The sequence below is a fragment of the Microbacterium paraoxydans genome, from assembly GCF_020524545.1.
In the GTDB taxonomy this organism is placed as follows: domain Bacteria; phylum Actinomycetota; class Actinomycetes; order Actinomycetales; family Microbacteriaceae; genus Microbacterium; species Microbacterium paraoxydans_C.
The window spans coordinates 37517-64233 of the sequence record NZ_JAIVLG010000007.1 but is presented as its reverse complement, the minus strand read 5'-3'; the positions used below and the strand labels follow the sequence as shown (position 1 = coordinate 64233).

General features: G+C 66.3%; 25 protein-coding genes. 11 read left to right on the top strand and 14 right to left on the bottom strand.

Translation table 11 applies throughout. The annotated features are described in order from the left end of the window. The first annotated feature begins 30 nt into the window (after window positions 1-30). Window positions 31-1287, top strand: a complete 1257-nt coding sequence (locus LC041_RS14985; RefSeq protein ID WP_226533895.1) for an FAD-dependent oxidoreductase — start codon at window positions 31-33, stop codon at window positions 1285-1287. Here the strand turns inward: LC041_RS14985 and LC041_RS14980 are convergent. Next, on the bottom strand, window positions 1271-1834 hold the full coding sequence (locus LC041_RS14980; protein WP_226533894.1) for a GNAT family N-acetyltransferase: 564 nt from the start codon (window positions 1832-1834) through the stop codon (window positions 1271-1273). The two genes, LC041_RS14985 and LC041_RS14980, sit on opposite strands and share 17 nt — an antisense overlap. Window positions 1835-2525: 691 nt before the next feature. Between LC041_RS14980 and LC041_RS14975 the strand changes: the two genes are divergently transcribed. Together LC041_RS14975 and LC041_RS14970 are read left to right on the top strand one after the other, a co-directional pair. Continuing rightward, the gene (locus LC041_RS14975) at window positions 2526-4199 is read left to right on the top strand and encodes a hypothetical protein (protein ID WP_226533893.1); all 1674 of its coding nucleotides are present in this window, start codon (window positions 2526-2528) and stop codon (window positions 4197-4199) included. After that, window positions 4196-4693, top strand: a complete 498-nt coding sequence (locus LC041_RS14970) for a hypothetical protein (protein WP_226533892.1) — start codon at window positions 4196-4198, stop codon at window positions 4691-4693. The genes LC041_RS14975 and LC041_RS14970 overlap by 4 nt, the downstream gene beginning before the upstream one ends. A 104-nt stretch (window positions 4694-4797) precedes the next feature. On the opposite strand, the gene LC041_RS14965 is transcribed toward LC041_RS14970, so the two are convergent. Continuing rightward, on the bottom strand, window positions 4798-5853 hold the full coding sequence (locus LC041_RS14965) for an LLM class flavin-dependent oxidoreductase (protein ID WP_131491663.1): 1056 nt from the start codon (window positions 5851-5853) through the stop codon (window positions 4798-4800). Window positions 5854-5881: 28 nt separating this feature from the next. Further along, window positions 5882-7393, bottom strand: coding sequence for a DUF7059 domain-containing protein (locus LC041_RS14960; RefSeq protein ID WP_226533891.1), 1512 nt, complete (start codon window positions 7391-7393; stop codon window positions 5882-5884). Between the two features lie 96 nt (window positions 7394-7489). Here LC041_RS14960 and LC041_RS14955 point away from each other — a divergent pair, with 96 nt between their 5' ends. The 8 genes from LC041_RS14955 to LC041_RS14920 all read left to right on the top strand — a co-directional run bounded on the left by LC041_RS14955 (window position 7490) and on the right by LC041_RS14920 (window position 17239). Beyond that, window positions 7490-9625 (top strand): DUF6049 family protein, encoded by a 2136-nt coding sequence (locus tag LC041_RS14955; RefSeq protein ID WP_226533890.1) that lies wholly within the window; start codon window positions 7490-7492, stop codon window positions 9623-9625. Further along, complete coding sequence (gene murJ, locus LC041_RS14950) at window positions 9618-11234, top strand: murein biosynthesis integral membrane protein MurJ (protein WP_226533889.1); 1617 nt, start codon at window positions 9618-9620, stop codon at window positions 11232-11234. The genes LC041_RS14955 and murJ overlap by 8 nt, the downstream gene beginning before the upstream one ends. Before the next feature lie 96 nt (window positions 11235-11330). Beyond that, window positions 11331-12311: a thioredoxin-disulfide reductase gene (trxB, locus tag LC041_RS14945; protein WP_226533888.1), complete on the top strand. Its 981-nt coding sequence runs from the start codon at window positions 11331-11333 to the stop codon at window positions 12309-12311. Between the two features lie 64 nt (window positions 12312-12375). Further along, window positions 12376-12699: a thioredoxin gene (trxA, locus tag LC041_RS14940; RefSeq protein ID WP_047522319.1), complete on the top strand. Its 324-nt coding sequence runs from the start codon at window positions 12376-12378 to the stop codon at window positions 12697-12699. Window positions 12700-13030: 331 nt separating this feature from the next. After that, a complete protein-coding gene (locus tag LC041_RS14935) occupies window positions 13031-14317 on the top strand; it encodes an ABC transporter substrate-binding protein (protein WP_226533887.1) in 1287 nt (428 codons plus the stop codon). 60 nt (window positions 14318-14377) lie between these two features. Further along, a complete protein-coding gene (locus tag LC041_RS14930) occupies window positions 14378-15337 on the top strand; it encodes a carbohydrate ABC transporter permease (RefSeq protein WP_226533886.1) in 960 nt (319 codons plus the stop codon). Next, a complete protein-coding gene (locus LC041_RS14925) occupies window positions 15337-16254 on the top strand; it encodes a carbohydrate ABC transporter permease (protein WP_226533885.1) in 918 nt (305 codons plus the stop codon). The genes LC041_RS14930 and LC041_RS14925 overlap by 1 nt, the downstream gene beginning before the upstream one ends. A gap of 7 nt (window positions 16255-16261) precedes the next feature. Beyond that, complete coding sequence (locus LC041_RS14920) at window positions 16262-17239, top strand: serine hydrolase domain-containing protein (protein WP_226533884.1); 978 nt, start codon at window positions 16262-16264, stop codon at window positions 17237-17239. Window positions 17240-17252: 13 nt separating this feature from the next. Here the strand turns inward: LC041_RS14920 and LC041_RS14915 are convergent, their stop codons facing one another. The 11 genes from LC041_RS14915 to rpmH form a co-directional block, all read right to left on the bottom strand. Then, window positions 17253-18440, bottom strand: coding sequence for an exo-beta-N-acetylmuramidase NamZ family protein (locus LC041_RS14915; protein ID WP_226533883.1), 1188 nt, complete (start codon window positions 18438-18440; stop codon window positions 17253-17255). 111 nt (window positions 18441-18551) lie between these two features. Next, entirely contained in the window at window positions 18552-18887 is a 336-nt protein-coding gene (locus LC041_RS14910; RefSeq protein ID WP_226533882.1) for a tryptophan synthase subunit alpha, read from the bottom strand. Between the two features lie 9 nt (window positions 18888-18896). Then, entirely contained in the window at window positions 18897-20345 is a 1449-nt protein-coding gene (locus LC041_RS14905; RefSeq protein ID WP_226533881.1) for a sugar porter family MFS transporter, read from the bottom strand. A gap of 61 nt (window positions 20346-20406) precedes the next feature. Beyond that, on the bottom strand, window positions 20407-21378 hold the full coding sequence (locus tag LC041_RS14900; protein WP_226533880.1) for a ParB/RepB/Spo0J family partition protein: 972 nt from the start codon (window positions 21376-21378) through the stop codon (window positions 20407-20409). Continuing rightward, window positions 21378-22304 carry a ParA family protein gene (locus tag LC041_RS14895; protein WP_226533879.1) on the bottom strand — a complete coding sequence of 309 codons (927 nt, stop codon included), beginning with the start codon at window positions 22302-22304 and terminating at the stop codon, window positions 21378-21380. Before LC041_RS14895 ends, LC041_RS14900 begins: the two co-directional genes overlap by 1 nt. A 1267-nt stretch (window positions 22305-23571) precedes the next feature. Then, window positions 23572-24195, bottom strand: coding sequence for a 16S rRNA (guanine(527)-N(7))-methyltransferase RsmG (gene rsmG, locus LC041_RS14890; RefSeq protein ID WP_226533878.1), 624 nt, complete (start codon window positions 24193-24195; stop codon window positions 23572-23574). 33 nt (window positions 24196-24228) lie between these two features. After that, a complete protein-coding gene (locus LC041_RS14885; RefSeq protein WP_226533877.1) occupies window positions 24229-24720 on the bottom strand; it encodes a Jag family protein in 492 nt (163 codons plus the stop codon). After that, window positions 24717-25787 (bottom strand): membrane protein insertase YidC, encoded by a 1071-nt coding sequence (yidC, locus tag LC041_RS14880; protein ID WP_226533876.1) that lies wholly within the window; start codon window positions 25785-25787, stop codon window positions 24717-24719. The genes LC041_RS14885 and yidC overlap by 4 nt, the downstream gene beginning before the upstream one ends. 3 nt (window positions 25788-25790) lie before the next feature. Beyond that, on the bottom strand, window positions 25791-26141 hold the full coding sequence (gene yidD, locus LC041_RS14875; protein ID WP_226533875.1) for a membrane protein insertion efficiency factor YidD: 351 nt from the start codon (window positions 26139-26141) through the stop codon (window positions 25791-25793). After that, window positions 26138-26488 carry a ribonuclease P protein component gene (gene rnpA, locus LC041_RS14870; RefSeq protein ID WP_226533874.1) on the bottom strand — a complete coding sequence of 117 codons (351 nt, stop codon included), beginning with the start codon at window positions 26486-26488 and terminating at the stop codon, window positions 26138-26140. The genes yidD and rnpA overlap by 4 nt, the downstream gene beginning before the upstream one ends. A 6-nt stretch (window positions 26489-26494) precedes the next feature. Continuing rightward, window positions 26495-26632, bottom strand: a complete 138-nt coding sequence (gene rpmH / locus LC041_RS14865) for a 50S ribosomal protein L34 (protein WP_013584598.1) — start codon at window positions 26630-26632, stop codon at window positions 26495-26497. Window positions 26633-26717: the final 85 nt, after the last annotated feature.

Below are 26717 nucleotides of genomic sequence, written 5' to 3'. Positions count from 1 at the left end.
GTACTGGACCAGGTGGTCCAGAGGAGGAACATGCTCACCGACACACCGCTCGACACCCAGATCGCTGACCAACGGGATGATCGCTTGAGAGTGCTCATCGTCGGCGCCGGCATCGCGGGGATCACGCTCACCCAGCTGCTGCGTCGAGACGGACTGCACCCGGTGCTCGTCGACCGGATGCCCGAGATGAATCATCCGGGCTACATGCTCGCGCTCATGCCGACCGTCGACCAGGCCTTCGTCGACCTCGGCGTGCACGAGGACTATCTCGCCGCCGGTACCCCCATGCAGCGCTACGCGTTCCGTTCCCATCGCGGCAAGATGCTGCGCTCAGAGTCGATGAGCGATCTGCTGCGCGTCTACGGCGACTACAACGGCATCTCCCGCGGCGCACTCATCGAGGTGCTCACCGAAGGCGGATGCCCGGTCACCTTCGGCACCACTGTGCAGGAGGTCACCGGTCGCACGGCCGTGTTCGTCGACCTTGACGGATCGCCCGTCGGCCGGGGTGACTTCGATCTGGTCGTGGGTGCCGACGGCATCAACTCGCGCATGCGCTCGGTGCTGGGGTCGTCGGCACCGCAGGTGGTCCAGACGGGCTGGTCGGGCTGGGTGGGCTGGGCAGACGACCTCAGTGATCCGACGCTCGGCGAGGAGATCTGGGGCAACGGGTTCTTCCTCGGGGCCTACCCCGTGAAGAACCGTCTCGGCGTGTTCCTCGGCGGCCCTGATGCCGACCTCGCTGCCGGCCCCGTGGCGTTCGCGGCCTCCATCCGTGGCCGGGTCGATTCCCTCGGACCCCGCCTGGAGGCGTCACTGCGCGCGATCGAGACGGCAGCGGATCCGTACCTGTGGCGACTCGACGACGCCCGTGCCCCGCGTTGGGTGCTTCCCGACGGAGTGCTCCTCGGAGACGCCGCCGCAGGCTTCCTGCCGACGGCGGGGATCGGAGCGGGCATGGCGATCGAGTCGGCCTGGATGCTGGGCCGCATGCTCGCACACGCCGACCGGGAATCGCTGCCGGTGGTGCTCGAGGCCTGGGAGCAGGTGGAGCGCCCTCGTGTCGAGGCGGCGCAGTCCAACTCGCGGATGCTCGCCAGGATCATGTTCCGCCGGGGGCGTGTGCTCGCCTGGCTGCGCGAGACCACGCTCCGTCGGCTGAGCGTGCGAGCCGTGCTGGGCCCGATCGTCAAACTCGTCGCCGGGCGCCCCGACCCCGATGCCGTCGCCCGCGAGGCGCTTGGGCGCGTCACGCCCCGCTCCGTGCCGCTCAGCCGAGAGCGATGAGCGTCTCCAGCAGTGACCCTGGCACAGTCCGATCGGCGTAGATCCGGCGCTCCACGCCCGAGGTGAGTGCGTCGTCCGCAGGAGCGGCGCCCTCCCAGACGAGCGCGAGGCCGGCACGTTCCAGCGTCCGCCACGACGCCGGATTGCGGGTGAGTGCTCGGGCGGTCACCGGGAGGTCGGGCCGCGCGATGTGGGCCGCACGGATCGCTGCCCGACTCACTTCGCCGGCGAAGCCCTGGCCCCAGGCTCTCGGAGTGAGGCGATATCCGAGATTCCATGCCGGAACCTCCGGGCGACGCACGGCGGCCCCGCCGAGTCCCACGACCGAACCCGCCGCCAGTGCTCCGAGCGGTTCGCGGAGCCGAATCAGCCACCAGCCCAGGCCGAGATCCCGCCACGAACGGGCGTGATCCTCCGCGATCGCCCTGCTCTGGCCGATGTCGGTCTCGACCGCTTCAGGCAGATGCGTCCAGGTCGCAGGGTCGGACTGCACGGCGTACATCGCGTCGACGAACGCCGACTCCGCGGAGGAGATAGGGGTGAGCATCAACCGGTCTGTGGGAGTCTCTCCGAACACTCCCCAGACAGTAGCCGAAGCGACAACGACAAAGGGCCAACCCCTGCGTGTCTCGTGCGGGTCTGAGAAGTCAGTCTTCGGCGAGCTCGGACAGTCCGTCCAGCCCAGAGGCCGAAACGGAGAGCGGACGCTGATGCTGCGGCGTGTCCCGAGGTGACATGCCATAGGTGCACGCGTCGGTCCCGTTTATCGCCGACCCTGGCCAACGGGGGCCAGCGGTCAGACGGGGTCGCACCGGGCCGTCGGCCCCAGGCGATATATAGCGACGGCAACTCAGGGTGCCGTGCGTCCTGCGATTGTAGGGTGAGTGGATGTCTGATCAGGTGCTTCTGAGCGCTGCTTCGGTGCAGTCGGCTCTAGCCCACCTGCGAGCCCCGAATGATCGCCTTGTGGTGGGCAGCTGTGTGAGCGTCGCGGTGACGGGCTCACGAGCGGTCGATTCGGCACTGGGACTGGTGGATGGGATGGCATCGGACATCTCGTCGTCCTTGGGGCACGCGTCAGCTGCTGTCGCGACGCGGCTGGCCTCGATCAGTGCAGGTTTCGACCAGTTGGACGCTGACCTCGGGGATGCCCCTTGACCACGGCGATGCCTGATCTGGGCGAGAACCCCGGGGCAGGAAGCGTGGACGCGATTCACGATTTCACGGGACTCTTTCGTGTGAGAGCGCAGACGGCGCGTGACGATGCGGCCGACATGTATGCCGCGTCCAATGCGTTGACGGGCACGATCGCGGTCAGTGTGGATGCTATCCGCCCAGGGATCGTTTCCCTTTACGGCAAGTACACCGAGCTGGGTGACGCAGACGAAGAAGTCACGCAGATCATGGTGGAGTACGCGGACGGGGTGGAGGACCTGACCCGCCGGGCCAAGCTCGTACATGACGACTGCGTGAGCGCGTGGGCGGCGATCTGGACACGCCGTTCGGAAGCGCTCGGGCCGGTGCAAGAGTCTCTGCTGGGCTGGTCGTTGGATTGGGACGAGGTGCGCGCGGTCGGACTCACGGTCCCGTCCGGTGCGGGGACGGATCCGGTGTGGATCGACACCACTGCATGGCAGAGTGCGATTGACGAGTTCACGGTAGCCCGTGACGCCTATCGCCGACTCGGGCGGGAGCGCCAGGAGTTGGATGCCGCGACCGAGGCCCGGCTGCGCCGAGTACCGCTGTTCTCGACGCTTTCAGCTGACTGGGATGTCAGCCCACGCGGAATATCCGCGATGGTCGATGTGTGGGCGGACGACACCTCATCGATCACCGCGGACGCCCTCGCTGCCATGGACGACCCGAACCTGGTCGCTCGGATCTGGGCGGCACTCACCGGCGACCAACAGCACGCGTTGATCGTCGCAGGCCCGCTTCTGCTGGGCGGACTCGCCGGTCTTCCGCCGTGGGCGCGGGTCGCGGCGAACAAGCTCAACGCGAAAGCACGCATCCGGCGGATCGACCGAGTACTCGGGGCCCAACCCGATCCGTACCGTCCGCTCACCGACGACGAAATCGCCAAGCTGAGAGCGGAGCGCAGCTATCTCAGCGATGCCGTCGATGGGAAGTTCGGTCTATACTACTACGACCACCAGACGGACAGCATCATCGAGATGATCGGCGAGATCACTCCCGAGACAACCGAGATCAACACGTACGTTCCCGGCACGTACACCAGCGCGTTGAGCTTCTACGACGGCGGCGTACAACAGGTCGGCGAATGGCTGCACGATCGAGACCCGAGCATCGTCACATTCGTGTGGAAAGTCGGCTCGTTCCCGGGCGAGAACCCCACGACCGGCGGTGCCGACCTGACACGCATCGGCGAAGCCGATGACGAGGACTACACGCTCGGCAAGGGCGAACAAGTCGCGAGCTTCCAAGCAGAGCTGCGCGCCGCAACTGGCCCGACTGACGCCGACTACAACGGCATCGGTCACTCCTGGGGCCTGGCCGCGATCACCTCATCCGAAATCGCCGGAGCAAACTTCGACAACGTCGTTTCGCTGGCCGGCGCTGGGATGCCAGAAACGTGGCATCCGAACCCTGGGACCGAGTACGCGCACTACTCGTACACCGACATCCTCAGCATGGGTCAAGACCTCGGCCTCGTCTGGGACGGACGCAACCCCGATGCCGACCCTGCATTCGACTCCACGATCTACACACGCGAGGGCGACTTCGACCTCCCCCTCTACTCCGGGACAGGCCCATACACGGGGATGCCTCCCATGGACCCCGCCCCCACCATCCCCGCATCGACCACAGCCATGGACAACCACAACCTCATCGCCACCGACAAACCCGACAATCGCCGCGTGCTCTGGGACGTCTTGAAGGTCCTGCAATGAGAATGCCCCGCGTTCCTGTCCTGATCTTTGCAGCAGCGACGCTGATCGGACTCGCTGGATGCGCCCCGACGCCGCCCGAGGACACCTTGACTGTTGAGGAAGCAAAGGCCATCGCACAAGCGGGCGAGTTGGAGATCACCACCCACGCGCCCGAAGAGCTGGTCGTATCGGTAGATCAGAATGCGACAGGCACGCTCCTCAGCTGCGACGGCGACCGCAACTACATGTGGGCGGGCGGCACCATCGTCACTCTGACTCAGGATGCCGACGTAACCGAAATCATCAACGACATCCACAGCGACTACGCCGGTCGAGACGGGTGGACAGCTCGAAGAGAAGAATCGGCGCAAGGGGCTCCGCTGGTGATCCTTGACGGTCCCAATCAAGACGGATACCTGGCTGGTGGCGACGCCGAACAATCCACGATTGAGATCCACTCGTACTCGCCCTGCTTCCACCTCCCCGACGGACAGTCGCCCCGTGGCGACTTCTGACAGAAGGTCGCTGCAGCGAAGGAAGAGCGCAAGCTTGCGCAGCAGAAGGCTTTGCTGCAGAACGGACCCGTTTCTCGCCGAGCCAGGCCAACAGGAGCCAGCGGTCAGACCGGGTCGCCCTGTACCGGTCCGTCGGTGTTCGGCCGCCACCCGAGCGCAGGCGCCACGTGCGTCGCGAACGCTTCCAGCACGTGCAGGTTGTACTCCGGCCCGAGCTGGTTGGGGATCGTGAGCAGCAGGGTGTCGGCGGCCATCACCGCCTCGTCCTGCTTCAGCTGTGCGATGAGCACGTCCGGCTCGGCGGCATACGTCTTCCCGAAGGTCGAGCGGAATCCGTCGATCACGCCGATCTGGTCCGCGTTCTCCTCGCTGCGCAGCCCGAAGTAGGCCCGATCCATGTCGGACACGAGCGGGAACACGCTGCGGCTGACGGAGACCCGCGGTCGACCGGTGTGACCGGCTTCCTTGTAGGCCGATCGGAACAACTCGATCTGCTCCCGCTGCAACTCGTGGAACGGCTGGCCCGTCGCCTCGGTCACGAGAGTCGAGCTCATCATGTTGAGTCCCTTGCGCCCGGTCTCCACCGCAGTCGAACGGGAGCCCGAACCCCACCAGATGTGATCCCGGAGGGTCGGCGACTGCGGTTCGATCTGCAGATACCGACCGGCTCCCACCATCCTGGGGTCGCCGGGGGCGAGGCCCTCGCCGTCGATCGCCCGCAGGAAGAGGTCGAACTTCTCGCGCGCCAGCACGCTGCCGCGCTCCGTGTCCTCCTCGTCGACGTAGCCGAAGGTCTCGTAACCGCGCAGCGCCGTCTCGGGTGAGCCTCGACTCACTCCGAGTGCGATGCGTCCGTCGGCGATCAGATCGAGCGCGGCCGCCTCCTCGGCGAACTGGAACGGGTTCTCGTACCGCATGTCGATCACCCCGGTGCCGACCTCGATGCGCTTCGTCCGCGCTGCCATCGCGGAGAGCAGCGGCATCGGGGACGCAGCCTGGCGTGCCCAGTGATGCACACGCACCGAGGCGCCGTTCACCCCGATCTCGTCGGCGCCTTCGGCGATCTCGATCGTCTGCTTGAGCATGTCACCCGCCGTGCGGGTCGCCGATCCGGGGACGTCGGCGTAGTGACCGAAAGAGAGGAATCCGAAAGCCTTCATGATCTATTCCAACGCATGTATCGGGGGACTATTCCCCCGGCATCAGGATGCCGTCCAGCACGAGGTCACGGATGCGGGGCTCGAGCTCTGCCCACAGGTCCGCCAACGGCACCTCGAACAGGTCCGCCAGCGCAGCGACGATCTGCCCCACGGCCAGCTCGCCGTCGCAGGCTCCCACGAAACCGGCGAGCGCGGGATCCACCGCGATCGTGCGGCTGAATCCCCCGCCCTGACGCAACTCGATCACGCTCGGGTCGTCGTTTCCCGGGAGGAGGTGCCGCGCCTCGGTGACATCGGCGGCCACCACCAGGGTCGCCGGCATGCCCCGGGTGAGCACGTCATGGGCGGCGAGCCCCGTCGCCAGTGCGGCGCCGACGTTCGAGACGTGCTGTCCGATCTTCTCGGTGCGCCGCAGTGGGACCCCGGATGAGCCCCGCCGCATCAGGACGTACCCGAAGCCGATCGAGGTCACGCCGCGGGCGGCGAAGTCGTCGAGCCACGCCGTGAGCAGCGGGGTGAAGTCGGGATCACGCGGAGTGGTGCCGCCGTCACGGATCCACAGCTCGGCATACCCGAGCGGTGAGAGCTCCTCGCGCTCGATCACCCAGAGGTCGAGGTCGGCCGGCACCCAGGCCGCGAGGCGGGCGAGGCCCCCGACACCCGAACGGGACTCCCAGTTGCCCAGCAGCTGGACGATTCCGTTCTCCGTCAGGAAGGCAGGGGCCGTGCGAACGAACTGCTCGACCAGTGCATCACCGATCAGGCCGCCGTCGCGGTACTCGTACGCGGGGACGCCGTCGACGCGTGGCGTGATGACGAACGGCGGATTGGAGACGATCAGGTCGAACGCCTCCCCCGCGACCGGCTCGAACATGCTGCCCTGGCGGAACTCGATGTTGGCGACCCCGTTGAGGCGGGCGTTGAGTTCGGCGTACGCGAGTGCGCGCGCCGAGATGTCGGTCGCCACGACAGTGCCCGCCCGGCGGGCGACCAGGAGCGCCTGAATGCCGCAGCCTGTGCCGAGGTCGAGGGCACGATCGACCTCGATCGGCACGATGGTCTCGGCGAGGGTGCGGGACGCGCCCCCGACGCCGAGAACGTGATCATCCGGGAGCGCCCCCTCCAGAGCCACCTCATCGAGGTCGCTCGCGATCCACCACTCACCGACCCCGTCCGCATCGACGAACGACTGCGGTCGCAGCAGCGCCCTCGGCGTCACGGTGTCGGCGTCTGCCGTCGCGAGTCGGAGGGCGACGAGTCCATCCACCCCGAGGCGCGGTAGCGCCGCGGCCACTGGCACCAGCGGCTGGGGCAACCCGAGCACGAAGAGGCGTCCGAGGGTGGCGAGCGCGCCGGTGTCACCATCGATCGCGCGCAGGATCGGCTCCCGCATCCCGCGCGCCAGGGCATCGTCCGCTTCCTCTCCCCAGAGTCGCCGAAGCGGCTCGGAACGGAGGTCTGCAGCATCGAGGTCCGCCGCGAGAGCGGCGCTGCGGAGTGGGTCGGGGACGGGTGCGAGGGTGTCGGACACGGCCGTCACTCTACGCGTGTTCAGGGTTCTCCTTCGTAGAGCCTCCTAGAATCAGGAGGTCAGTACTCACGAGCAGCCTCTCTCCGGCGCTCGAGGAAGACCTCCATGACCGCGATCACCCCTGGAACCGGCCTCCGTGCGCGCCTGCATCGGCTCGCAGGCAGGACCGCGGTTTTCGCGATCGCAATGGGCACGTGCGTCCTGGGCGTACCGGGCGCGGCGTTCGCTGCGGACCAGACACCCAAGGACGACGATCAGGCCGTCGAACTGCACGTCTCCGCAGGCATGCGCGGACTCGTCGCACCGGGGTCATCGACCTCTGCACTGCTCACCCTCGACAACGGCACCGACGAGAGGCTCGGCTCCGGACAGGTCGAGGTCGAGCTCAACCGCACGCCACTGGCCGATGATGCGGCGGTGACGAGCTGGCTCGACGAAGGCGAGGCTGCGGGAGAGTTCACCCCGATCGGAGTCGACGAGACCGATCCGATCGATGCCGGCGACTCGGGGACGACCACGATCTTCGTCCCCGAAGACACGCTCGGCGACCTCGCCCCCGGCGTGTACCCGCTACGCGCGGAACTCACCGGCGCAACGGCCGGTGGCGAAGACGCGGGGGCCGAAGTCGACACGACGGCGACGACCGTGCTGGTCGTGGCGGACTCGCAGACGACGCAGATCGGCGTCATCGTTCCGCTCACCGCGACGCCCGAGGGAGGATCGCTGCTGACCGCCGAGGAGCTCGCGGCCCTCACCGATACCGACGGCGCTCTGACCGCGCAGCTCGACGGCCTCGCGGGCACGACGGCCGTGATCGCGATCGACCCGTCCGTCATCGCCGCGATCCGGGCGCTCGGCACGGCCGCACCCGAGAGCGCACAGGACTGGCTCACGCGGCTCGACGGGCTTCCGAACGCGCGGTTCGCGTTGCAGTTCGGGGATGCGGATGCCGCCGCGCAGGCGCAGGCAGGCCTGCCCGAGCTGCTGCAGCCGATGACCTTCGCCCCCTTCCTGGACGACGCGAACTTCCCCCAGGCCCCGGAGACGCCCACCCCCACGGACGGCCCGGCTGCGACGCCCGGCCCGACTCCTGATGCCGCGGAGTCCACCGCCCTCCCGAGGGATGAGGAGCTCACCGCGGTCGAGGGCGCTCTGCCGCGGCTGCTCTGGCCGCAGGATGACGTCACGGCGGCCGACCTCACCGCGTTCACGGGGTACCTCGGAGAGGGGACGACCACGATCGTGTCGTCAGCGGCCGTCGGCGGACGGAACGCCGCCCACGCGACGGCGGCGGGGTACGACCTCCTCGTCACCGACACGGCCACCTCCGAGGTGCTGTCGGACGTCGCCGCGGAGGAAAGCACCGTCGACCGCCAGCGTCTCCTCGCGGAGGCGACTGCGCGTCTCCAGTTCGCTCAGGCCCGCTCGGCCGGCGCTCCTCTGCTCATCGGTCTGGACCGGGACGAGACTCGCAGCGCGGACGCCCTCCGCGATGCGATCTCGGCGGCGGACTCCCTCGGATTCACGCTTTCCTCACTCCGCGCGACACCACCGGTCGCCGCGACCGTGACCGCCGAACCCGACGCCACCCGCTCCGCCGCCGTGGGGACGCTCCTTGCCGACGAGGGGAGGCTCACTGCCTTCTCTTCCATCCTCGAAGACCCCCAGGTGCTGCTGAGTCCGGAGCGCATCAGGATCCTCCGCACGCTGGCCGTGGGGGCCTCGGCGAGCGCGTTCACCGAGAGCGTCGCCGATCATCAGGCGCAGACGCGGGCGACGCTGGACGCCGTGAACATCCCGCCCTCCAGCACGATCCAGCTGCTCGCGGCCAACGCCGACCTCCCGATCGCGGTCCGCAACGACCTGCCGTGGCCGGTCACGGTGCAGTTGTTCGTCTCGCCCACCGACCCGCGTCTCGACGTCAAACCCATGACCGAGACGGTCGTGCAGCCGAACTCGACGACGCGCGTGAAGGTTCCGGTGTCGGCACGGGTGGGCAGCGGCGAGGTCGATCTGCGCCTCAGCCTCTACAGCCCAACGGGTGTGCAGATCCAAGGGGATCAGACGATCCGTGTCGCGGTCCGTGCCGAGTGGGAGACGATCGGCCTCGTGATCTTCGGAGGACTCGCAGTCCTTCTGATCGCTCTCGGCGTGATCCGCACGATCCGCCGCAAGCGCCGTGAGACAGCGGTGGAAGAAGACGATGCCGTGGCAACGGTGGCCGAGGAGAAGCGTGACTAGTCTCGGACGCGCGAGCGCCATCATCGGAGCAGGCACCATGGTCTCCCGCGTCACGGGACTGCTGCGCAGCATCGTGCTCGTCGGCGTGATCGGGTCGGTGGCGTCCGAGGCTGCGGACGCGTTCACCTACGCGAACCAGCTGCCCAACAGCGTTTTCTCCCTGATCTCGGTCGGGGTGCTCACCGCGGTCATCGTGCCGCAGATCGTCAAGGCAACCGCCGATGCCGACGGTGGCAATGCGTTCATCTCGAAGCTCTTCACTCTGGGCACCGTCGTCCTGGTGGTGGTGACCGCAATCGCGACCGCAGCCGCGCCGTGGCTCGTGCATCTCGTCGCGGGCAAGGCCAACGCGGCCACACTCGCCCTCGCCACGGCGCTCGCCTACTGGTGCCTCCCGCAGATCCTCCTCTACGGCCTGTACGCCATGCTGGGCGAAGCTCTCAACGCACGCAAGATCTTCGGTCCGTTCACGTGGGCCCCCGTCATCAACAACATCGTCTCGATCGCCGGCTTCATCGCCCTCGGCGCGTTGTTCGGTCCGGTGTCCACGAAGGCGGCCGACTGGACGCCGTCGATGATCACCCTGCTCGGTGGCACAGCCACCCTCGGTATCGCGCTTCAGGCCGTCGTGCTGCTGGTGTTCTGGCGACGAACGGGACTCGCCCTGAAGCCCGACTTCCGCTGGCGCGGCGTGGGTCTGGGCAATGTCGGGCGCCTCGCCGGGTGGACCTTCCTGATGGCCTTCGCGAGCCTTTCCGCGGGGGTGCTGCAGGGATACATCGTCAGCGAGGTCGCGGGACTCGGTGCATCCGCGACGGTGACCGCCAATGCCTGGTTGATCTTCATGCTCCCGTACTCGGTGATCGTGCTGTCGATCGGTACCCCCTACTTCACCCAGATCAGTGGCCACGCCGCGGCCGGGCGCCACGAAGACGTCCGCGCGGACATCGCGAAAAGCATCCGCACGCTGCTCTTCTTCATCGTGGCGGCCACGGCGGCGGTCGCTGCCGCGTCGATACCTGCATCCCGCGTCTTCACCGAGTCGGCCGCTGACGCACAGGCAGCCGCTCTGGTGCTGATCGCATACCTGTTCGGCCTCATCCCGTTGACGATCCTGTTCATCGTGCAGCGCACCTTCTACGCCTACGACGACACGCGCACGCCGTTCTGGTTCACGATCATCCAGTGCGCCCTCATCGTGGGCACCGCCCTCATCGCCCTGGGGCTGCGGGAGGCGGGCGTCATCCCGCTGACGTCTCTCGCCGCCGCTGTCGCACTCGGGCAGTCGCTCGCGAGCACCCTCCAGATGATCATCGCCACGTGGTTGCTGCATCGAAAGATCGGCGGGCTGCACGTCCGCTCGTGGGTGACGGCGATCTTCCGTTTCGGGATCGCGGGCATCCCCGCCGGCCTCGCCGGGTGGGGCACGTTCGTGCTGCTGGGCGGCACGGACGGCTGGGCCACGTCGAGCGTGATCGCGGGCGTCTTCGCTACCGCTCTCATCGGCCTCACGGTGATCGTGGTCTACGTCGCCATCCTCGCCGCGATGCGCGCCCCGGAGCTCAAGGCTGCCGGCGGTCTGGTCCGCAGGTTCCTCCCCGGACGCTGATCGACCCGCACCACACTGGCGGGGGAATGCCTCGCGGTTACCATGGGTTGAAGCACTCGAAGGTCATTCGACTGCAGTTTCTAAGACGGAGAGCACATGCGTCAGGTCATCATCATCGGCTCCGGCCCCGCCGGATTCACGGCTGCCATCTACGCGGCCCGAGCGAACCTCAAGCCTCTGCTCATCGCGAGCTCGGTGGAGGTCGGCGGCGAGCTGATGAACACCACCGAGGTCGAGAACTATCCCGGGTTCCCCGAGGGCATCCAGGGTCCGGAACTGATGGCGAAGTTCCAGGAGCAGGCGGAGAAGTTCGGCACCGAGGTCGTCTACGACGACGTCACCGAGCTGCAGCTCGACGGGCCGGTCAAGAAGGTCATCCTCGGAAGCGGTGTCGAGCACGAGGCCCAGTCCGTGATCTATGCGACGGGTTCGGCGTATCGCAAGCTCCACATCGAGGGCGAAGAGCGCCTGTCCGGTTACGGCGTCTCCTGGTGCGCCACGTGCGACGGCTTCTTCTTCCGCGAGAAGACGATCGCGGTCGTCGGCGGCGGCGACTCGGCGATGGAGGAGGCGACCTTCCTCACGCGTTTCGCGGAGAAGGTCTACGTCATCCACCGCAAGGACACGCTGCGCGCCTCGAAGATCATGCAGGAGCGCGCGTTCGCGAACGAGAAGATCGAGTTCGTGTGGAACAGCGAAGTCGTCGAGGTCCTCGGCGGAGACTCGGTCAGTGGTGTGCAGCTGCGCTCCACGGTCGACGGCACGCTGCGCGACCTGCCCATCGACGGCCTGTTCATCGCGATCGGCAACGACCCGCGCACGCACCTCGTGCACGACAAGCTCGAGTTGACGCCCGAGGGCACGATCTGGGTCGACGGCCGCTCGTCGAAGACCTCGGTGCCCGGGGTGTTCGCCGCGGGCGACGTCATCGACCCCACGTACCGTCAGGCCATCACCGCTGCCGGTACGGGAACGGTCGCGGCCCTTGACGCGGAGCACTTCCTCGCAGACCTCGAGGACGCATCCGTCGAGGTCCCGGCTGCGGAAGCCGCCGAGGTCCTCACCGCCTCGGCGTAGTCCGGGAACACTTTCCCCTCGTCGGCTGTTGTAGCAGGCGAACCTCGAATCAAGGAGAACTCTGATGAGTGCAAAGGCTACGAGCCAGGCGACCTGGGAGCAGGACGTTCTGCAGGCCGACGGTCCCGTGCTGGTGGACTTCTGGGCCGAGTGGTGCGGACCGTGTCGTATGGTCGCGCCGGTCCTGGACGCGATCCAGGCGGACAACCCCGACAAGATCACCATCCTCAAGCTCAACGTCGATGAGAACCCCCAGCTGGCTATGAAGTACCAGATCACGTCGATCCCGGCGATGAAGGTCTTCCAGGGCGGCGAGGTCAAGACGACCATCATCGGCGCCAAGCCGAAGCCCGCGCTCGAGAAGGATCTCGCCGCGTTCATCGGCTGACGTTCTGAGTCGAAAGGGCCGCACCTCCCGGGGAGGTGCGGCCCTTTCTCGTGTTCGGCCCTCTCGACAGGCGTCAGCGGTTGGGGTGCTCGGCCACGGCATCGAGGGTGATGTCAGGGGTGTTTCGTGTTGAAAACATTTTTTCGACGAGGCTTGCGCTTGTGAAAATTATTGTCCAGAGTGGCTAATGCGCGTCGGGCTTGTGCACGATCCGCCGAACGACAGAGGTGTCCACCGTGCCCGCTCGATACCGACACGGCCCGATGCTCCTCTGTTCCCAGCAGGGGAGCCGCCCTCACGAGCGGCTCTCACACCATTCGAGAGGAACCTCATGCGACACAAATCGACGCGCTATGCGCTCACCGCGGCCGTTCTCGCCTCGGGACTCGCCGTGGCCGGCTGTGCTCCGGCATCCTCCGGCGCGGACGGCGGGGGCGACGACGTCACGCTCAAGATCTGGTCCTGGCAGGCGTCGTCCTCTCCCAAGTGGGAGGCCGTGTTCGACGTGTACGAGGAATCGCACCCCGGGGTGACGGTGGAGTTCGAGGGTTTCCAGCCCACCGAGTACAACCAGATCCTCGCCACCGGGCTCGAAGGCAGCGACGGTCCCGACATCGCCATGCTCCGCGCCTACGGCGGGGTGCAGCCGGCGATCCAGTCCGAGCAGATCGTGCCGATCGACGACATCGTCGACGGCCTGGACCAGTTCGATCCGACGGTTCTTCGTGCCGCGCAGGGCAAGGACGATGGAAAGACCTACGGCGTCCCCTTCGCGTACCAGACCATGCAGATGTTCTACAACAAGACCCTCTTCGACGAGAAGGGTCTCGAGGAGCCGACCGACTGGGACGAGTTCATCGACCTGCAGGAGACGCTCCTCGACGAGGGGATCACCCCCATGGCCCTCGGCGCCCGCGAGGATTGGGTGCTCCCGATGTTCCACGACATCGTCGGCTCGGCCCACTACGGGGGTGCGGACTTCGAGGAGAAGGTGCTCAGCGGCGAGGTCGACTTCACGGACCCGGCGTACGTGTCCTCCCTGCAGATCGTCAAGGACATGCAGAAGTACCTCGACAAGAACGTCAACGCGATCGCCGTCGCCGACGCGGTGCTGCAGTTCACCTCGGGCCAGGCGGCGCAGTGGCCCGGTGGCTCGTTCGACCTTCCGACCTTCCAGAACTCGGCACCCGACACCGAGTGGGGTGTCTATGAGGTCCCGCCGGCACCGGACAGCGCGCTCGATCACGCCGTGACGCCCGGCTACGCCGACGGCAGCTTCGGCATCAACGCCTCCAGCGACAACCAGGAGGCCGCCACGGAGCTGCTCAACTGGATGACCACCGAGGAGTTCGGTCAGCTCGTCGCCGACGAGGTCGACCAGTTCTCGGCGCTCCCCGGCGTGACGTACTCCGACCCGCTGATGCAGGAGATGAACGAGCAGTACACCGCCAACCCGGCGCCTTACCTGCTGCTCGTGAACTTCCGCTACGGCGACCCCACCGGTACGGCCGTGCTCGGACCGGACATCCAGGCGATGTTCCTCGGTGACAAGACGCCCGAGCAGCTCGGTAGCGATCTGCAGTCCGGCGTCTCGACCTGGTTCACGCCCGCTTCCTGATCCCCCCGTGGTGGGGGCGTCACCCGGCGCCCCCACCACAGAGCGAAGGACACTCCCCCCATGGCTCTGACCCTCCCCCTCCGACGCCAGAAGTCGACTCGCCGCACCCGCACGGGTATCGCCCTGACAACACCCACCGCAGCGCTCTTCGTGCTCCCGGCCGCGGTGTTGTTCGCGGTGCTGATCCTCTATCCGATGCTCGCGGCCCTCAGCTACTCCTTCTTCGACTGGCAGGGAACCCGACAGGGCGGCTTCGCTGGTGTCGGCAACTACATCACGCTCCTCACGACGGAGCCCTATGCGTCAGAGCTGTGGAACGCCTTCGGCCACAACCTGCTGCTGTTCGTCGGCGCCCTCGTCTTCCAGAACTCTCTCGGCCTCGGCATCGCGACGCTGCTGCACCGGCGCAAGCGCACCAAGCGGTTCTTCCAGACGATCTTCGCCCTGCCCTACCTGGTCAGCCCCATGGTCATCGGCTACCTGTGGTCGCTCATGCTGTCGCCGCTGTTCGGGCCGGTCAACGCCATCCTCCGAGGCGTGGGACTTGAGAGTCTCGCCCTGCCGTGGCTCGGTGATCCCCAGTTGGCGATCTGGGTCATCGTTCTCGTGAGTGCCTGGCAGTGGATCGGCTTCCCGATCCTGCTCTACGGCGCGGCCTTGGGCGGCATCCCGGAGGAGATCGAAGAGGCGGCCTCTCTCGACGGTGCCACGGCCGGGAAACGCTTCCGCTACATCACCCTGCCGATGCTCACCCCGACGATCGGCATTATCACCGTGCTCACCTTCATCGGGAGCATGGAGGCGATGGCGATCCCGTTCGCGTTGGCCGGCTCGAACGGCGCCCCCGCGGGGTCCACCGACGTGATGATGCTGCTCTTCTACCGCACCGCCTTCGAGTCGGGCAATCCGAACTCGATCGGCGTCTCCTCCGCGCTCGCGACCGTCCTGTTCATCTTCATCATGGTCATCTCGGTCGTCATCACCTCGACCATGCGTCGCGCCGAACGAAAGCTGTTCTGATGAGCACCGTCATCGACACCCGTCCTGAACCCACCACCGAGGCGATCGTCGCAGGGCGTCCCTCAGCCCCGCGTCGGCGGTCGCAGCGCACCTCCGACACGCCTTTCATCGGACGGCTCTTCGCGAACATCTTCCTGTGGGGCTACGCGCTGATCGCCATCGGGCCGCTGCTGCTCATGGTGAACAACTCGCTGCGCACGCAGCAGCAGATCGCTACCGAGCCGCTGGGACTCCCGGTGCCGCCCACGTTCACGAGCTTCCAGAGCGCGTGGATCACGGCGTCCTTCGACACGTACTTCGTCAACTCGATCACCGTCACGGTGGGCTCGGTCATCGTGACCACTGTCGTCTCGGTGCTCGCAGCCTATGCGTTCGCCCGTGCGCGCGCGAAGTTCTTCCGGGGCATCGAGGCCGTTTTCCTCTCGGGGCTCATGCTCCCGGTGCACCTCGCGATCCTGCCGCTGTTCTATCTCCTCGACTCGTTGAGGATGACCAGCAACGTCTTCAGCCTGATCCTGGTCTACGGGGCTCTCGGCATCCCGTTCACGACGTTCGTCCTCACGGTGTTCTTCCGCGCGCTGCCGATCGAGCTCGAGGAAGCGGCACGCATCGACGGGGCTGGTCCGTTCCGCACCTTCGTGCAGATCCTGCTTCCGCTGGTCCGCCCCGCGCTGGCCACGGTCATCGTCTTCCGTTTCGTGCCGGTGTGGAACGACTTCTTCTACCCGCTGATCCTGTTGCGCGATCGTGATTCGTACACTCTTCCCGTGGGGCTCACCCGGTTCTTCGGCGAGTACTCGACCGACTGGCCACAGCTCTTCGCCGGACTGACGATCGCGACGATCCCCTTGGTCGTGCTCTTCCTGCTCGCGACGAAGCAGATCATCAGCGGCCTCACGTCCGGCATGAGCAAGTGATCCCTCGATGGTGAACGGCGCCCCGGGTTCGGCCTGGGCCGCGCTGCGGAGCAGCTCGGGTGTCGATGCGCTCGAGCTGCTCGGCACGCTGTCCGGCGACGACCCGGCGCCCGTGACCGAGGCGAGTCTGTTCGACCTCGCCTCGGTCACCAAGGTGTTCACGACGGTGACCGCACTGCGCCTGGTCGATTCCGGGGTCCTGGACCTCGACGAACCGTGCTCTCGGACGCTGTCGATCGGTTTCGGTCCGGGATCCGAGACGATCACGCTGCGGCAGTTGCTCCTGCACACCTCCGGCCTCCCCGCTGAAGGTCGGCTCTGGCGCTCAGGACTACGCGGCGACGCGTTGCGCGATGCAGTGCTGTCCACCGCGCTCGTCTCCGCGCCGGGCGCCGAGCACCGCTACTCCGATGTGGGGTTCATCGCCGTGAGCACCCTGCTCGAGAGGGTGTCCGGCCGTCCGCTCGCACAGCTCGTCGCCGAGGTCGCGACGCTGCTCGGCGCCGAATCCCTCACGTGGGAGCCCGACCCGCTTCGCAGCGTCGCCACGGAGATCCAGCCCCACCGTGGCCTCGTCCGCGCCGAGGTGCACGATGAGCTCGCTGCGGCACTCGGTCGGCCCGCAGGTCATGCCGGGCTGTTCGGTACCGTCCACGACGTCGCAGCGCTGGCATGCATGATCCGCGAGGACGGCTGCGGTCCACGACGGCGTGTGCTCTCGCCCGCATCGGTGCGCCTTCTCACAGCCCCGTCAGTGCGTGCTGAGGGATTCGAGCAGGCCCTGGGCTTGCGCGTGCGTCAACGGTCGTGGATGGGTGCTGCCGATGCAGTCGGGCATACCGGCTTCACGGGGACGGCGTTCACCGTGGTCCCGCAGACGGGGGACTTCGGAGTGCTGCTCCTCAACCGCGTGCACCCCACGAGGGAGAACACGGACGTCACCGCCGTGCGACGGAGATTCTTCGATTCCCTCTCCCCGAGGTGACGGGCCGCGGCGCTCAGCGCGGGTAGAGCAGCACGTCCTCACCGTAGACGTCCTCGACACTCTGCGGCGCGCTGTGCAACGGAGCGAATGCGCCCTCGCCGTTGAGCGCCTCCCGGAGCGAGGACGAGCCCCACAGACGATCGAGCGCGAAGCCGACGTCACCGGGGTCCAGTCGTTCCCCGGCGTTGAGGCTGCGTACGTGTTGCGGAGCGCTCGCGCGAGCGCACTCGAGGAGGGTGAGGGCTGTACCCACCGGATCGTAGGCACGGTGATCGGTGATGTGCAGCTGGATGCCGCGCGCGGTCTCGCCTGCGTACTTGTGGAAGGTGGGCTGGAAGGCGATCTCGCGGACCAGCACACCGGGGAGGTCCCGCCCGCGGAGCTCCTCCGCGAACTCGGCGGACAGGAACGGCGCGCCGATCGTCTCGAAAGGCCTCGTCGTTCCGCGGCCTTCGCTCAGCGTCGTCCCCTCGACCAGTCCGGTCCCGGCGAAGGCGTACACGGAGTCGAGCGTCGGGATGTTGGGCGACGGCGGCACCCAGGCGAGCCCTGTCTGCGTCCAGTCGGCCGCGGGATTCCAATTCTCCAGTGCGACGACCCGGAGGTCGAGGCTGAGCCCCTCGCCCGCGAGGTCTCGAAACGCGAAGAGTCGTGCGAGTTCGCCGGCGGTCAGGCCGTGACGCTGGTGGATGTCACTGCGTCCGACGAAACTCGTGTACGTCGACCCGCTCACTCCGGGACCGCTCAGCACCGCTCCCCCGAGGGGGTTCGGACGGTCGAGCACCGTGAACGGCAGGTCCAGGCGCGCCGCGCTGCGCATCGCGTCGTACATGGTCCAGATGTAGGTGTAGAAGCGCACCCCGATGTCTTGCATGTCGAACACGAGCGCGTCGACACCGGTGGCCTCGATCATGGCGTCGAGGCGCTCCCCCTCTGTCAGGTAGGTGTCACTGAACGGGAGCCCGGAGCGCTGATCGCGCTCGATCGATGCGCTCTCGCCCGCCTGCACCGCGCCGTCCAGGCCGTGTTCGGGTCCGAAGAGGTGGTGAAGGGGAGCACCTGCATGCTGGAGCGCGTCGATGCTCCGGGAGAGGTCGGGCATCGTTCCCGTGAAGTTCGTGAAGAGCCCGATCCGCGAACCGACGAGGAGCCCGGGGTCTGCGCTCGCGCGCTCCGCTCCGATACGCGTGCGCTGTGCCATGAAGAACTCCCTCGTGCCGACCGCATGTCATTGATTTTCAAGTCTGGCACAGGTGGTAAAGATTTTGTTCGGTCACGGAGTATGCAACACACTCCGTCGCGCGCTTCGCGGTCAGGACGCGTCTGCGACGGTGGGGTCCCAGCGACGGTGGCGCTGCGTCTCGTCCAGCAGACCCCACACGGCTGAGGTGAGTTCCGGGTACTCGAGCGCGATCTGTCTCAGGACCCGATAGTGCCGGGCGGCATTGGGGCGCACCCCATCGTTCGCGTTGATGTTGTCTGCCCGGAGGAGATACACGACGAGCTCGTCGATGCTCGGCAGATCCTCCATGAACTCCCAGGGGTCCTCTCCACTGAGAAGCCGCTCCTGGATGAGCACCGCGAGTTCGTCAGCCGCCTCGGCGCGCAGCACTTCGAGGCTGGCGCGACGCTGAACGGACTCGGACATACCTCAAGCCTACGTCTCCTGTACGGCCTTCCGGCGCCGCACGGCCAGTTCATCGCTCATCTCCTCGAGCTCCCTCCCCTTCGTCTCCGGCACCTTGAAGAACACGAAGAAGAACGAGAGGAGGGCGAAGAATGCATAGAACCCGTACGCGAAGGTGAGTCCGATCTCCGCGAAAGCCGGGAAGGTCGTCGAGATGAAGAAGTTGGCCACCCACTGTGCCGCGGCGGCAACGGCGAGCGCTCCAGCCCGGATCGAGTTGGGGAAGATCTCGCCGAGGAGCACCCACACCAGCGGTCCCCAGCTCGCACCGAAGAAGACCACGAAGCCGTTCGCGCAGATCAAGGCGATGGTGGCCCAGGGGTCGGGAAGGGTCGCGGTCCCCTGCGCGTCGAGTGTGCCGAACGAGAAGGCGACCGCCATGAGCCCCAGCGTCACCGTCATGCCGACCGAGCCGACGAGCAGCATGATGCGCCGGCCGACCCTGTCGACGAGGAGGATGGCGACGATGGTCACCGCGATGTTCGTCACCGACGTGATCACCGAGGTGAGCAAGGCGCTGGATTCGTCGAACCCGACCGATTGCCACAGGGTGGTCGAGTAGTAGAAGATCACGTTGATGCCCACGAACTGCTGGAACACCGACAGCAGGATCCCTACCCAGACGATCGGCTTGAGGCCAAGGCGGCTCCCGCGCAGGTCACGCAGAGACTCCGAGCGTTCGGTGTCGATCGTGCCGGTGATCTCCGTGATCTTCGCATCGACGTCGATCGTTCCCGTGACGGTCTCCAGCACCTCGGCAGCACGCTTCAACTCGCCCTTGCGCACCAGGTAGCGCGGTGATTCCGGCAGGCGCAACGACATGATCCCGTAGACCAGCGCGGGGATGGCCTCGACGATGAACATCCAGCGCCACGCAGTGAGTCCCCACAGCGGTTGATCCGCGGCACCGGCGAGGCCGGCGAGCAGAGCATCGGAGAGCAGCGCAGCGAAGATACCGGTCACGATCGCGAGCTGCTGCAGCGATCCCAGCCGACCCCGTATCGCGGCCGGCGAGACCTCGGCGATGTAGGCAGGGGCGATGACGGACGCGGCGCCCACCCCGAGTCCGCCGATCACACGCCAGACGATCAGGTCGACGACGCTGAACGCGAGTCCGGAACCGATCGCAGAGAGGAAGAACAGCGCCGCGGCGCCCACCATCACCGGGATACGTCCGTACTTGTTGGACACCGGTCCGGCGAACCATGCACCCACCGCACAGCCGATCAACGCTGACGACACCGCGAAGCCCTTGAGTGCCGTTCCGAGATCGAACCCCGAGACGTCCCCCGCGAGCGCATCGACGGCACCGTTGATCACCGCGGTATCGAAGCCGAACAGGAATCCACCCAACGCCGCCGCGATACTGACCGCGATCACACGGCGTTGGACGCTTGCTGAACCCTCTGCTGCAGACATCACATTCCCCCTCGTCGTCGAGATGACGCGAGTCTAAGGGACCGGATCGGCCCCGAGGATGTCATCGAGCAGCGCCGTAGCTGCTTTCTCCGAGCTCCTCGAGGATGCGATTGAGATCCTGAATGGACGCGAAATCAATCGTCACCTGGCCTTTACGCGCCCCGAGGGCAATCTTGACGCGCGTGTTCAACCGGTCACCGAGCTTTCCGGCCACCTCGTCGAGATACGCACGTCGCGCCCCGGGAGTCGCCTTCGCCGACTTCCCCGCGGACGGCTGTGCTTTCGCCGCCTCTTCCGTCGCGCGGACCGAGAGATCCTCGTTCACGACCTTGTCAGCGAGGCGCTGCATCGATTCGGGGGTCTCGAGGCTGAGGATCGCACGCGCGTGCCCTGCGGTGAGCACTCCGGCTGCGACCCTCTGCTGCACGGGGACCGGCAGCTTGAGCAGTCGAATGGTGTTGCTGATCTGCGGACGCGAACGGCCGATCCTCGTGGCGAGCTCTTCTTGAGTGATGCCGAAGTCATCCAGAAGCTGCTGGTAGGCCGAGGCCTCTTCCAGCGGGTTCAGCTCGGACCGGTGCAGGTTCTCGAGGAGGGCGTCGCGCAGAAGGTCTTCATCCGCGGTGTCACGGACGATCGCGGGGATGAGATCGAGGCCGGCTTCGCGCGCGGCACGGGTGCGCCGCTCCCCCATGATGAGCTCGTAGTCACCTGTCGCATTCTTGCGGACGACGACAGGCTGCAATACGCCGAACTCGCGGACGCTGTGTACGAGTTCTGCCAGGTCATCGGCGTCGAAGTGCGTCCGCGGTTGACGGGGATTCGCGACGATGGAGTTCGGGTCCACCTGGATCAGGTGGATACCGGGCACCTCTTCGAGCGAGGGACTCTCCGGTTCCGGGGCGATCGTCACCTCGGTCTCCTCCGGCCGCAGACTGGCTCCGGGGAAGAAGACGTCGACCGGTCGCTCTGCCTGATCTGCTGTGGGGATAAGTGCCCCGATTCCCCGGCCGAGCCCTGTGCGCTTCGCCATCATTTCTCCTTGCTCTGCATCGCGATGCGCGACGCGATCTCCACGGCTGCTTCGCGATAGGCGATCGCGCCGGCGGACTGCCCATCGTAGGCGATCACGGTCTGGCCGAAACTCGGGGCTTCCGACACTCGGACGGAACGGGGAATCACCGTCTCCAACACCTGTTCGGGGAAGTGCGTGCGCACTTCTTCGGCAACCTGCTGGGCAAGGCGCGTACGTCCGTCGAACATCGTCAGCAGGATCGTGGAGAGATGAAGAGCCGGGTTCAGGTGCTTCTGGATCATCTGGATGCTTCCGAGGAGCTGGCTCAGTCCCTCCAGTGCGTAGTACTCGCATTGGATCGGGATGAAGACCTCGGATGCTGCGGTGAAGGCGTTGATGGTGAGCAGACCGAGAGACGGGGGGCAGTCGATGATCACGAAGTCCATCGCGTTGTCGGCGAGGTAGTCCTCCAGGGCCCGACGGAGCCGATGCTCCCTCGCGACCTGTGCGACCAATTCGATCTCCGCACCCGCCAAGTGGATCGTGCTCGGCGCGCAGAAGAGATTGGAGTCTTCCGGGCTCTGCTGGACGATCTCGGCGAGAGGGAACTCGTCAATCAGCACGTCGTAGACGCTGGGAGTGTCTGCGCTATGGGGAACCCCCAGAGCCGTGGAGGCATTCCCCTGCGGATCCAGGTCGATGACCAGCACCTTCGCCCCCAGACCAGCGAGCGCCGAGGCGATGTTGACGGCGGACGTGGTCTTGCCGACGCCACCCTTCTGATTGGAGACGGTCAGCACGCGGGTATCCCCCGTGAACTCCACCTTCGCCGCCTCGAGCACGCGCCGCCGGGCGGAGAGGTCAGCCAGTTCCCGCGCGAGCGGTGTGTCCATCCCGAACGATTCGTTCGCCGATGTCTTCTCGGACTGTTTCACGTGAAACATCCACTCCTTTCGGGGCCGCGTTCCACTCTAATCGCAAGGGACGACGTTCGACGACGGCGACAACAGCCGCATGCCCGCGATTCCAGGAACCTTCCTTCCCCGCAGCGGTCCTGAATCGTGGGACAGCATCCGCGCCCACGTTTCACGTGAAACACACCTCTCTGACACGGACGCGCTGATACCTCCAGGTGGCCCTGACAACTGGCCCCTTCCGCGCAGGGACGCCAGCGGCGTCGACCTTTCCTCTGGATTCGGCCGCACAGCGCATCGACCGTCAAGCGCACGACTTCTCCCGGACGCATCCGCTCGATCTGAGCACCGGCTTCTCACGACACTGTCTCGGCAGCTTCCGTGAACAACCTTCCGAAGCAGGGGTCTTACGGTCATGCCAGCAAGGATTCCTGTACGCGGGCGACGGCAATACTCGGAGCAGCGAACACGTGATCCACGCGGGGCAGCAATCGGGGATCAGGTGCGCTGGCGGTCTTGAATCCCAGAGAACCCGAGTGCAGGTCTTGGGGAGGAGTTCGACCGCCTCGCTCACGAAGGGGAGCTGCACTCGTTGCGGCATTGCACGTGTCGTTTCACGTGAAACAACGGTCACGAGCACCGCCTGCGGCCCGCCGGCGTGAGTGGATCCGCGGCATGGCATGGACCGGCGACGCTTTTGGACTGCGGTACCCAGAAGCCCCGGGACACGCTCCGTGGAGGTTGTTTCACGTGAAACAACCTCCACGGCGGACCGCCAGTTCGAGTGAAGTCGTGAGCGCGAGGCAAGGTCGGTCTGCGCACGCAGCGCACGGCACGCCCTCGCGGCCCAGGGCCGAACAACAGGTGAAGCGACGTGCTGTCAAGCCGCAGCGGATGATCTTCTGGATGCTGACCCGTTCGATGTGGCTCCCCCCACACCCGCATGCGCGCAGCGGGCACAGGGTCACGACCTCACGGGCCACCACGTGCCGTAGGACGCGACACTCTCGGCCCCACCGTCACCTACGTGTGCCTTCGGACGCCCAGAGAGACGCACTCACCACACACCCATACCGTTTCACGTGAAACATGATCCCGTACCACGAACGCCTCGCTAGTGACGCGACCACGGAGCACCCCTGCCTACACGCACGCCACTGCACCGACATCATCCGCAAGAGCGTCTCCCCCGACACACAGTGGCGAGCTCGACCGACGAACACCCTGAAGAACCCCACCACCAAAAAGGAACGCGGGGTGTTTCACGTGAAACACCCCGCGTCGAAACAAGGGGGAACTACCGTACGCGTGCGCGAACCACCCGCGTCGTCTCGGTGAGAACCTCCTCGCCCAATACCTCGACCCGTACGTCCGTCAGACGGAACTTCTTGATCTGCTTCTGCGCCGCTTCGATCTCGTTCGCAGCGTTCATGCCCTTGAGCAGCGCGAGCTCGCCGCCGTCACACACGAGAGGGGCGGTGAGAGGGATGAGCGTGCGCAAAGCACTCACAGCCCTCGCGGTGACGACATCGAACCCGTTTGCCGGGCGAACGTCTTCGGCCCGCGCGCGCTGCACGACCACATTCGTCAGCCCCAGCGCCTCCACCTGCTCGGTGAGCCAGGTGACGCGACGCTCCATCGGCTCGATGAGCGTCCACGTCACATCGGGACGTGCGATCGCGAGCACCACGCCCGGCAGACCCGCCCCGGATCCGATGTCGGCGACCGAGCCGTGGAACAGGGGAGCAGCGATCACACTATTGAGGATGTGCCGAGTCCACAGACGAGGGAGTTCGAGGGGGCCGATCAGCCCACGCTCCTCCCCCTCACGCGCAAGGGCAGCGGTAAAAGCTCGTGCGACGTCGATCCGATCTCCGAAGAGCTCCGCGGCGACGGCGGGCTCGTTCTCGACCTCAGTCATCTGCGGTCCCGGAGCGATGTTTCACGTGAAACATCAGCGGCGACGAAGAACCGTGTGACGGTCGGCACCCTCGCCATAGGACTCCGAGACGAGACCGCGGTCGGCAGCGATGTCATGCACCAGCTTGCGCTCGTAGCTCGACATAGAAGGAAGAGAAGCCTGCGAGGAACCTTCGTCGAGCTTCGCGGCCGCAGCGTCGACCAGCGTCTCAAGCTGCCGGCGGCGCGTGTCGCGGGAGCCTGCGATGTCAAGGATCAGACGGGAGAACGATCCCGTCTTGCTCTGCACAGCCAGGCGGGTGAGCTCCTGAAGTGCCTGCACCGTATCGGGCGCCGACAGAAGCGCGAGAGCGTCGCCCTCCGCCTCCACCGACACATACGCACGCCCCTGGCGCACGTCGAGGTTCAGGTCACCGTCGATGTCGGCGATGTCGAGGAGCTCCTCGAGGTAGTCCGCGGCGACATCGCCTTCGTTCTCGAGCTGAGCCACGGTCGGCTCGGTGTTCTCGGTCATGGTCTCACTCATGAACCGCTCCCCTTCTTCTTCGCACGCTTCTTACCCACTGGCTGCTGACGCTTGGGGGCCTCAGCCTTCGCCTTCTCGGCCTCCTCGAGCAGACGCTGCTGCTCGGCCTCGTACACGGCCATCGGGACGACCTTGCCGGATGAGTCGATCGCCTTCCCCTTGCGAGCGAGTCTCTCCTCACGAGCCTTGGCTGCTTCTGAGCCCGGGGTCGGCATCTCCCGGATGACGAGGAACTGCTGTCCCATCGTCCACAGGTTGGAGATGAACCAGTAGACGACGACGCCGAGCGGGAAGAAGACACCGGAGAAGATGAACCCCAGCGGCAGGACGTACAGCATGATCTTCTGCATCTGGTACGCCTGGCCGGTCTTGGCCTCCGGCGACAGGTTCTTCGAGATGATCTGCAGCTGAGTGAAGAACTGCGACGCGATCATGAGCACGACGAGCGTGACGAGGATGATGATCGCCGTGGTGTTGTTGGCATCGACCGCGTTGCCGAGGGTTTCGTGCAGCGACGCGACGCCGAAGAGCTTGGCGTCGTAGAACTCCTTGGTGAGCTCGGGGTTGAGCAACCCCACACCGCCGAGGCCTTGCTCCGCGTGCTTCTTGACGTCGCTCAGCACGCTGTACAGCGAGAAGAAGATCGGCATCTGAACGAGGAGAGGCAGGCAGCTCGACATCGGTGTCGTGCCGTGCTTCTTGTAGAGCGCCATCGTCTCGCGGCTCATGGCCTCGCGAGAGAGCTGATCCTTCTTGCCCTTGTACTTCTCCTGAACTTTCCGCAGTTCAGGAGCGATTTCCATCATTTTGCGCTGGCTCTTGATCTGCTTTACGAACAGCGGGATCAGGGCAGCACGGACCACGACCACGAGACCGACGATGGACAGCACCCAGGTGAGACCGGACGCAGACGGAAGACCGACGGTGGTCAGAAGCCAGTGCCAGGCGACGAGGATCAGCTCGACGACCCACTTCAGCGGCCACAGGATGGTGCCGAGCAGGTCGAAGCCCCCCGCCGCAGAGTCGGGGCTGGGAGTGGCGCTGGCGAGCAGAAGGTCAAGACCCACCGATCAGTCCTTTCGGGAAGGGACGACGAAACCATGAGCGGTCAAGTCGTAACGGAAGTGGTCGTGCGGCCGGACGTCGTCGACGCCGCCGCTGGTCCAGGGATTGCAGCGGAGGATGCGCCACGCCGAGAGCGCCGCTCCCTTCACTGCACCGTGCTGCTGCACCGCACCTACAGCGTAAGCCGAACAGCTGGGGTAATACGCACAGACATCTCCGTACATCGGAGAGATGACCTTGCGGTACGCAGTGAGGAAACCGAGCACGAGATTCCGGGGGATCACCGGGATGGTCCGCACCAGGTCCCGCGCGTGCCATCGCGCCGTCCCCACGGAAGAAGCCGGTAGCGCGGTCATGCCGACACCGTTGCCGAAGCGAGTCTGCTCAGGCAGCGATCGACGTCGGCGCGCAGCTCCGCGAAAGACGCGCTGGAGGATGCAGGAAGGGCACGGATGACGACATCCGTGCCCTCAGGTACGCGCGGCAACGCCTCCGCGCACACGGCTTTGAGTCGCCGACGCACGGTATTGCGCACCACAGCGGTGCCTACCTGCTTACTGATGATGAATCCGAACCTTGCGGCTCTGTTCTCGCCCGTCGCCAGCACCGAGGTGATGACGCGCGCCCCACCACAACGGGATCCGCGTCGAACGACCAGACGGTAGTCGCTCCCGCGGGTCAGTCGATACGGGCGGGCGAGCACAGTGGACTACGCAGAGAGCTCGGTGCGGCCCTTCGCGCGGCGTGCAGCGAGGATGCCGCGGCCGGCACGCGTGCGCATGCGGGCACGGAAACCGTGCTTCTTGGCGCGACGACGGTTGTTGGGCTGGAAAGTGCGCTTGCTCATGGGATCACTCCGGGAATGCTGCCACCGGATTCACTTCGACCGGAGACATGGGGAACTGCCAAAAATGGCATAAGTCAACCGACTT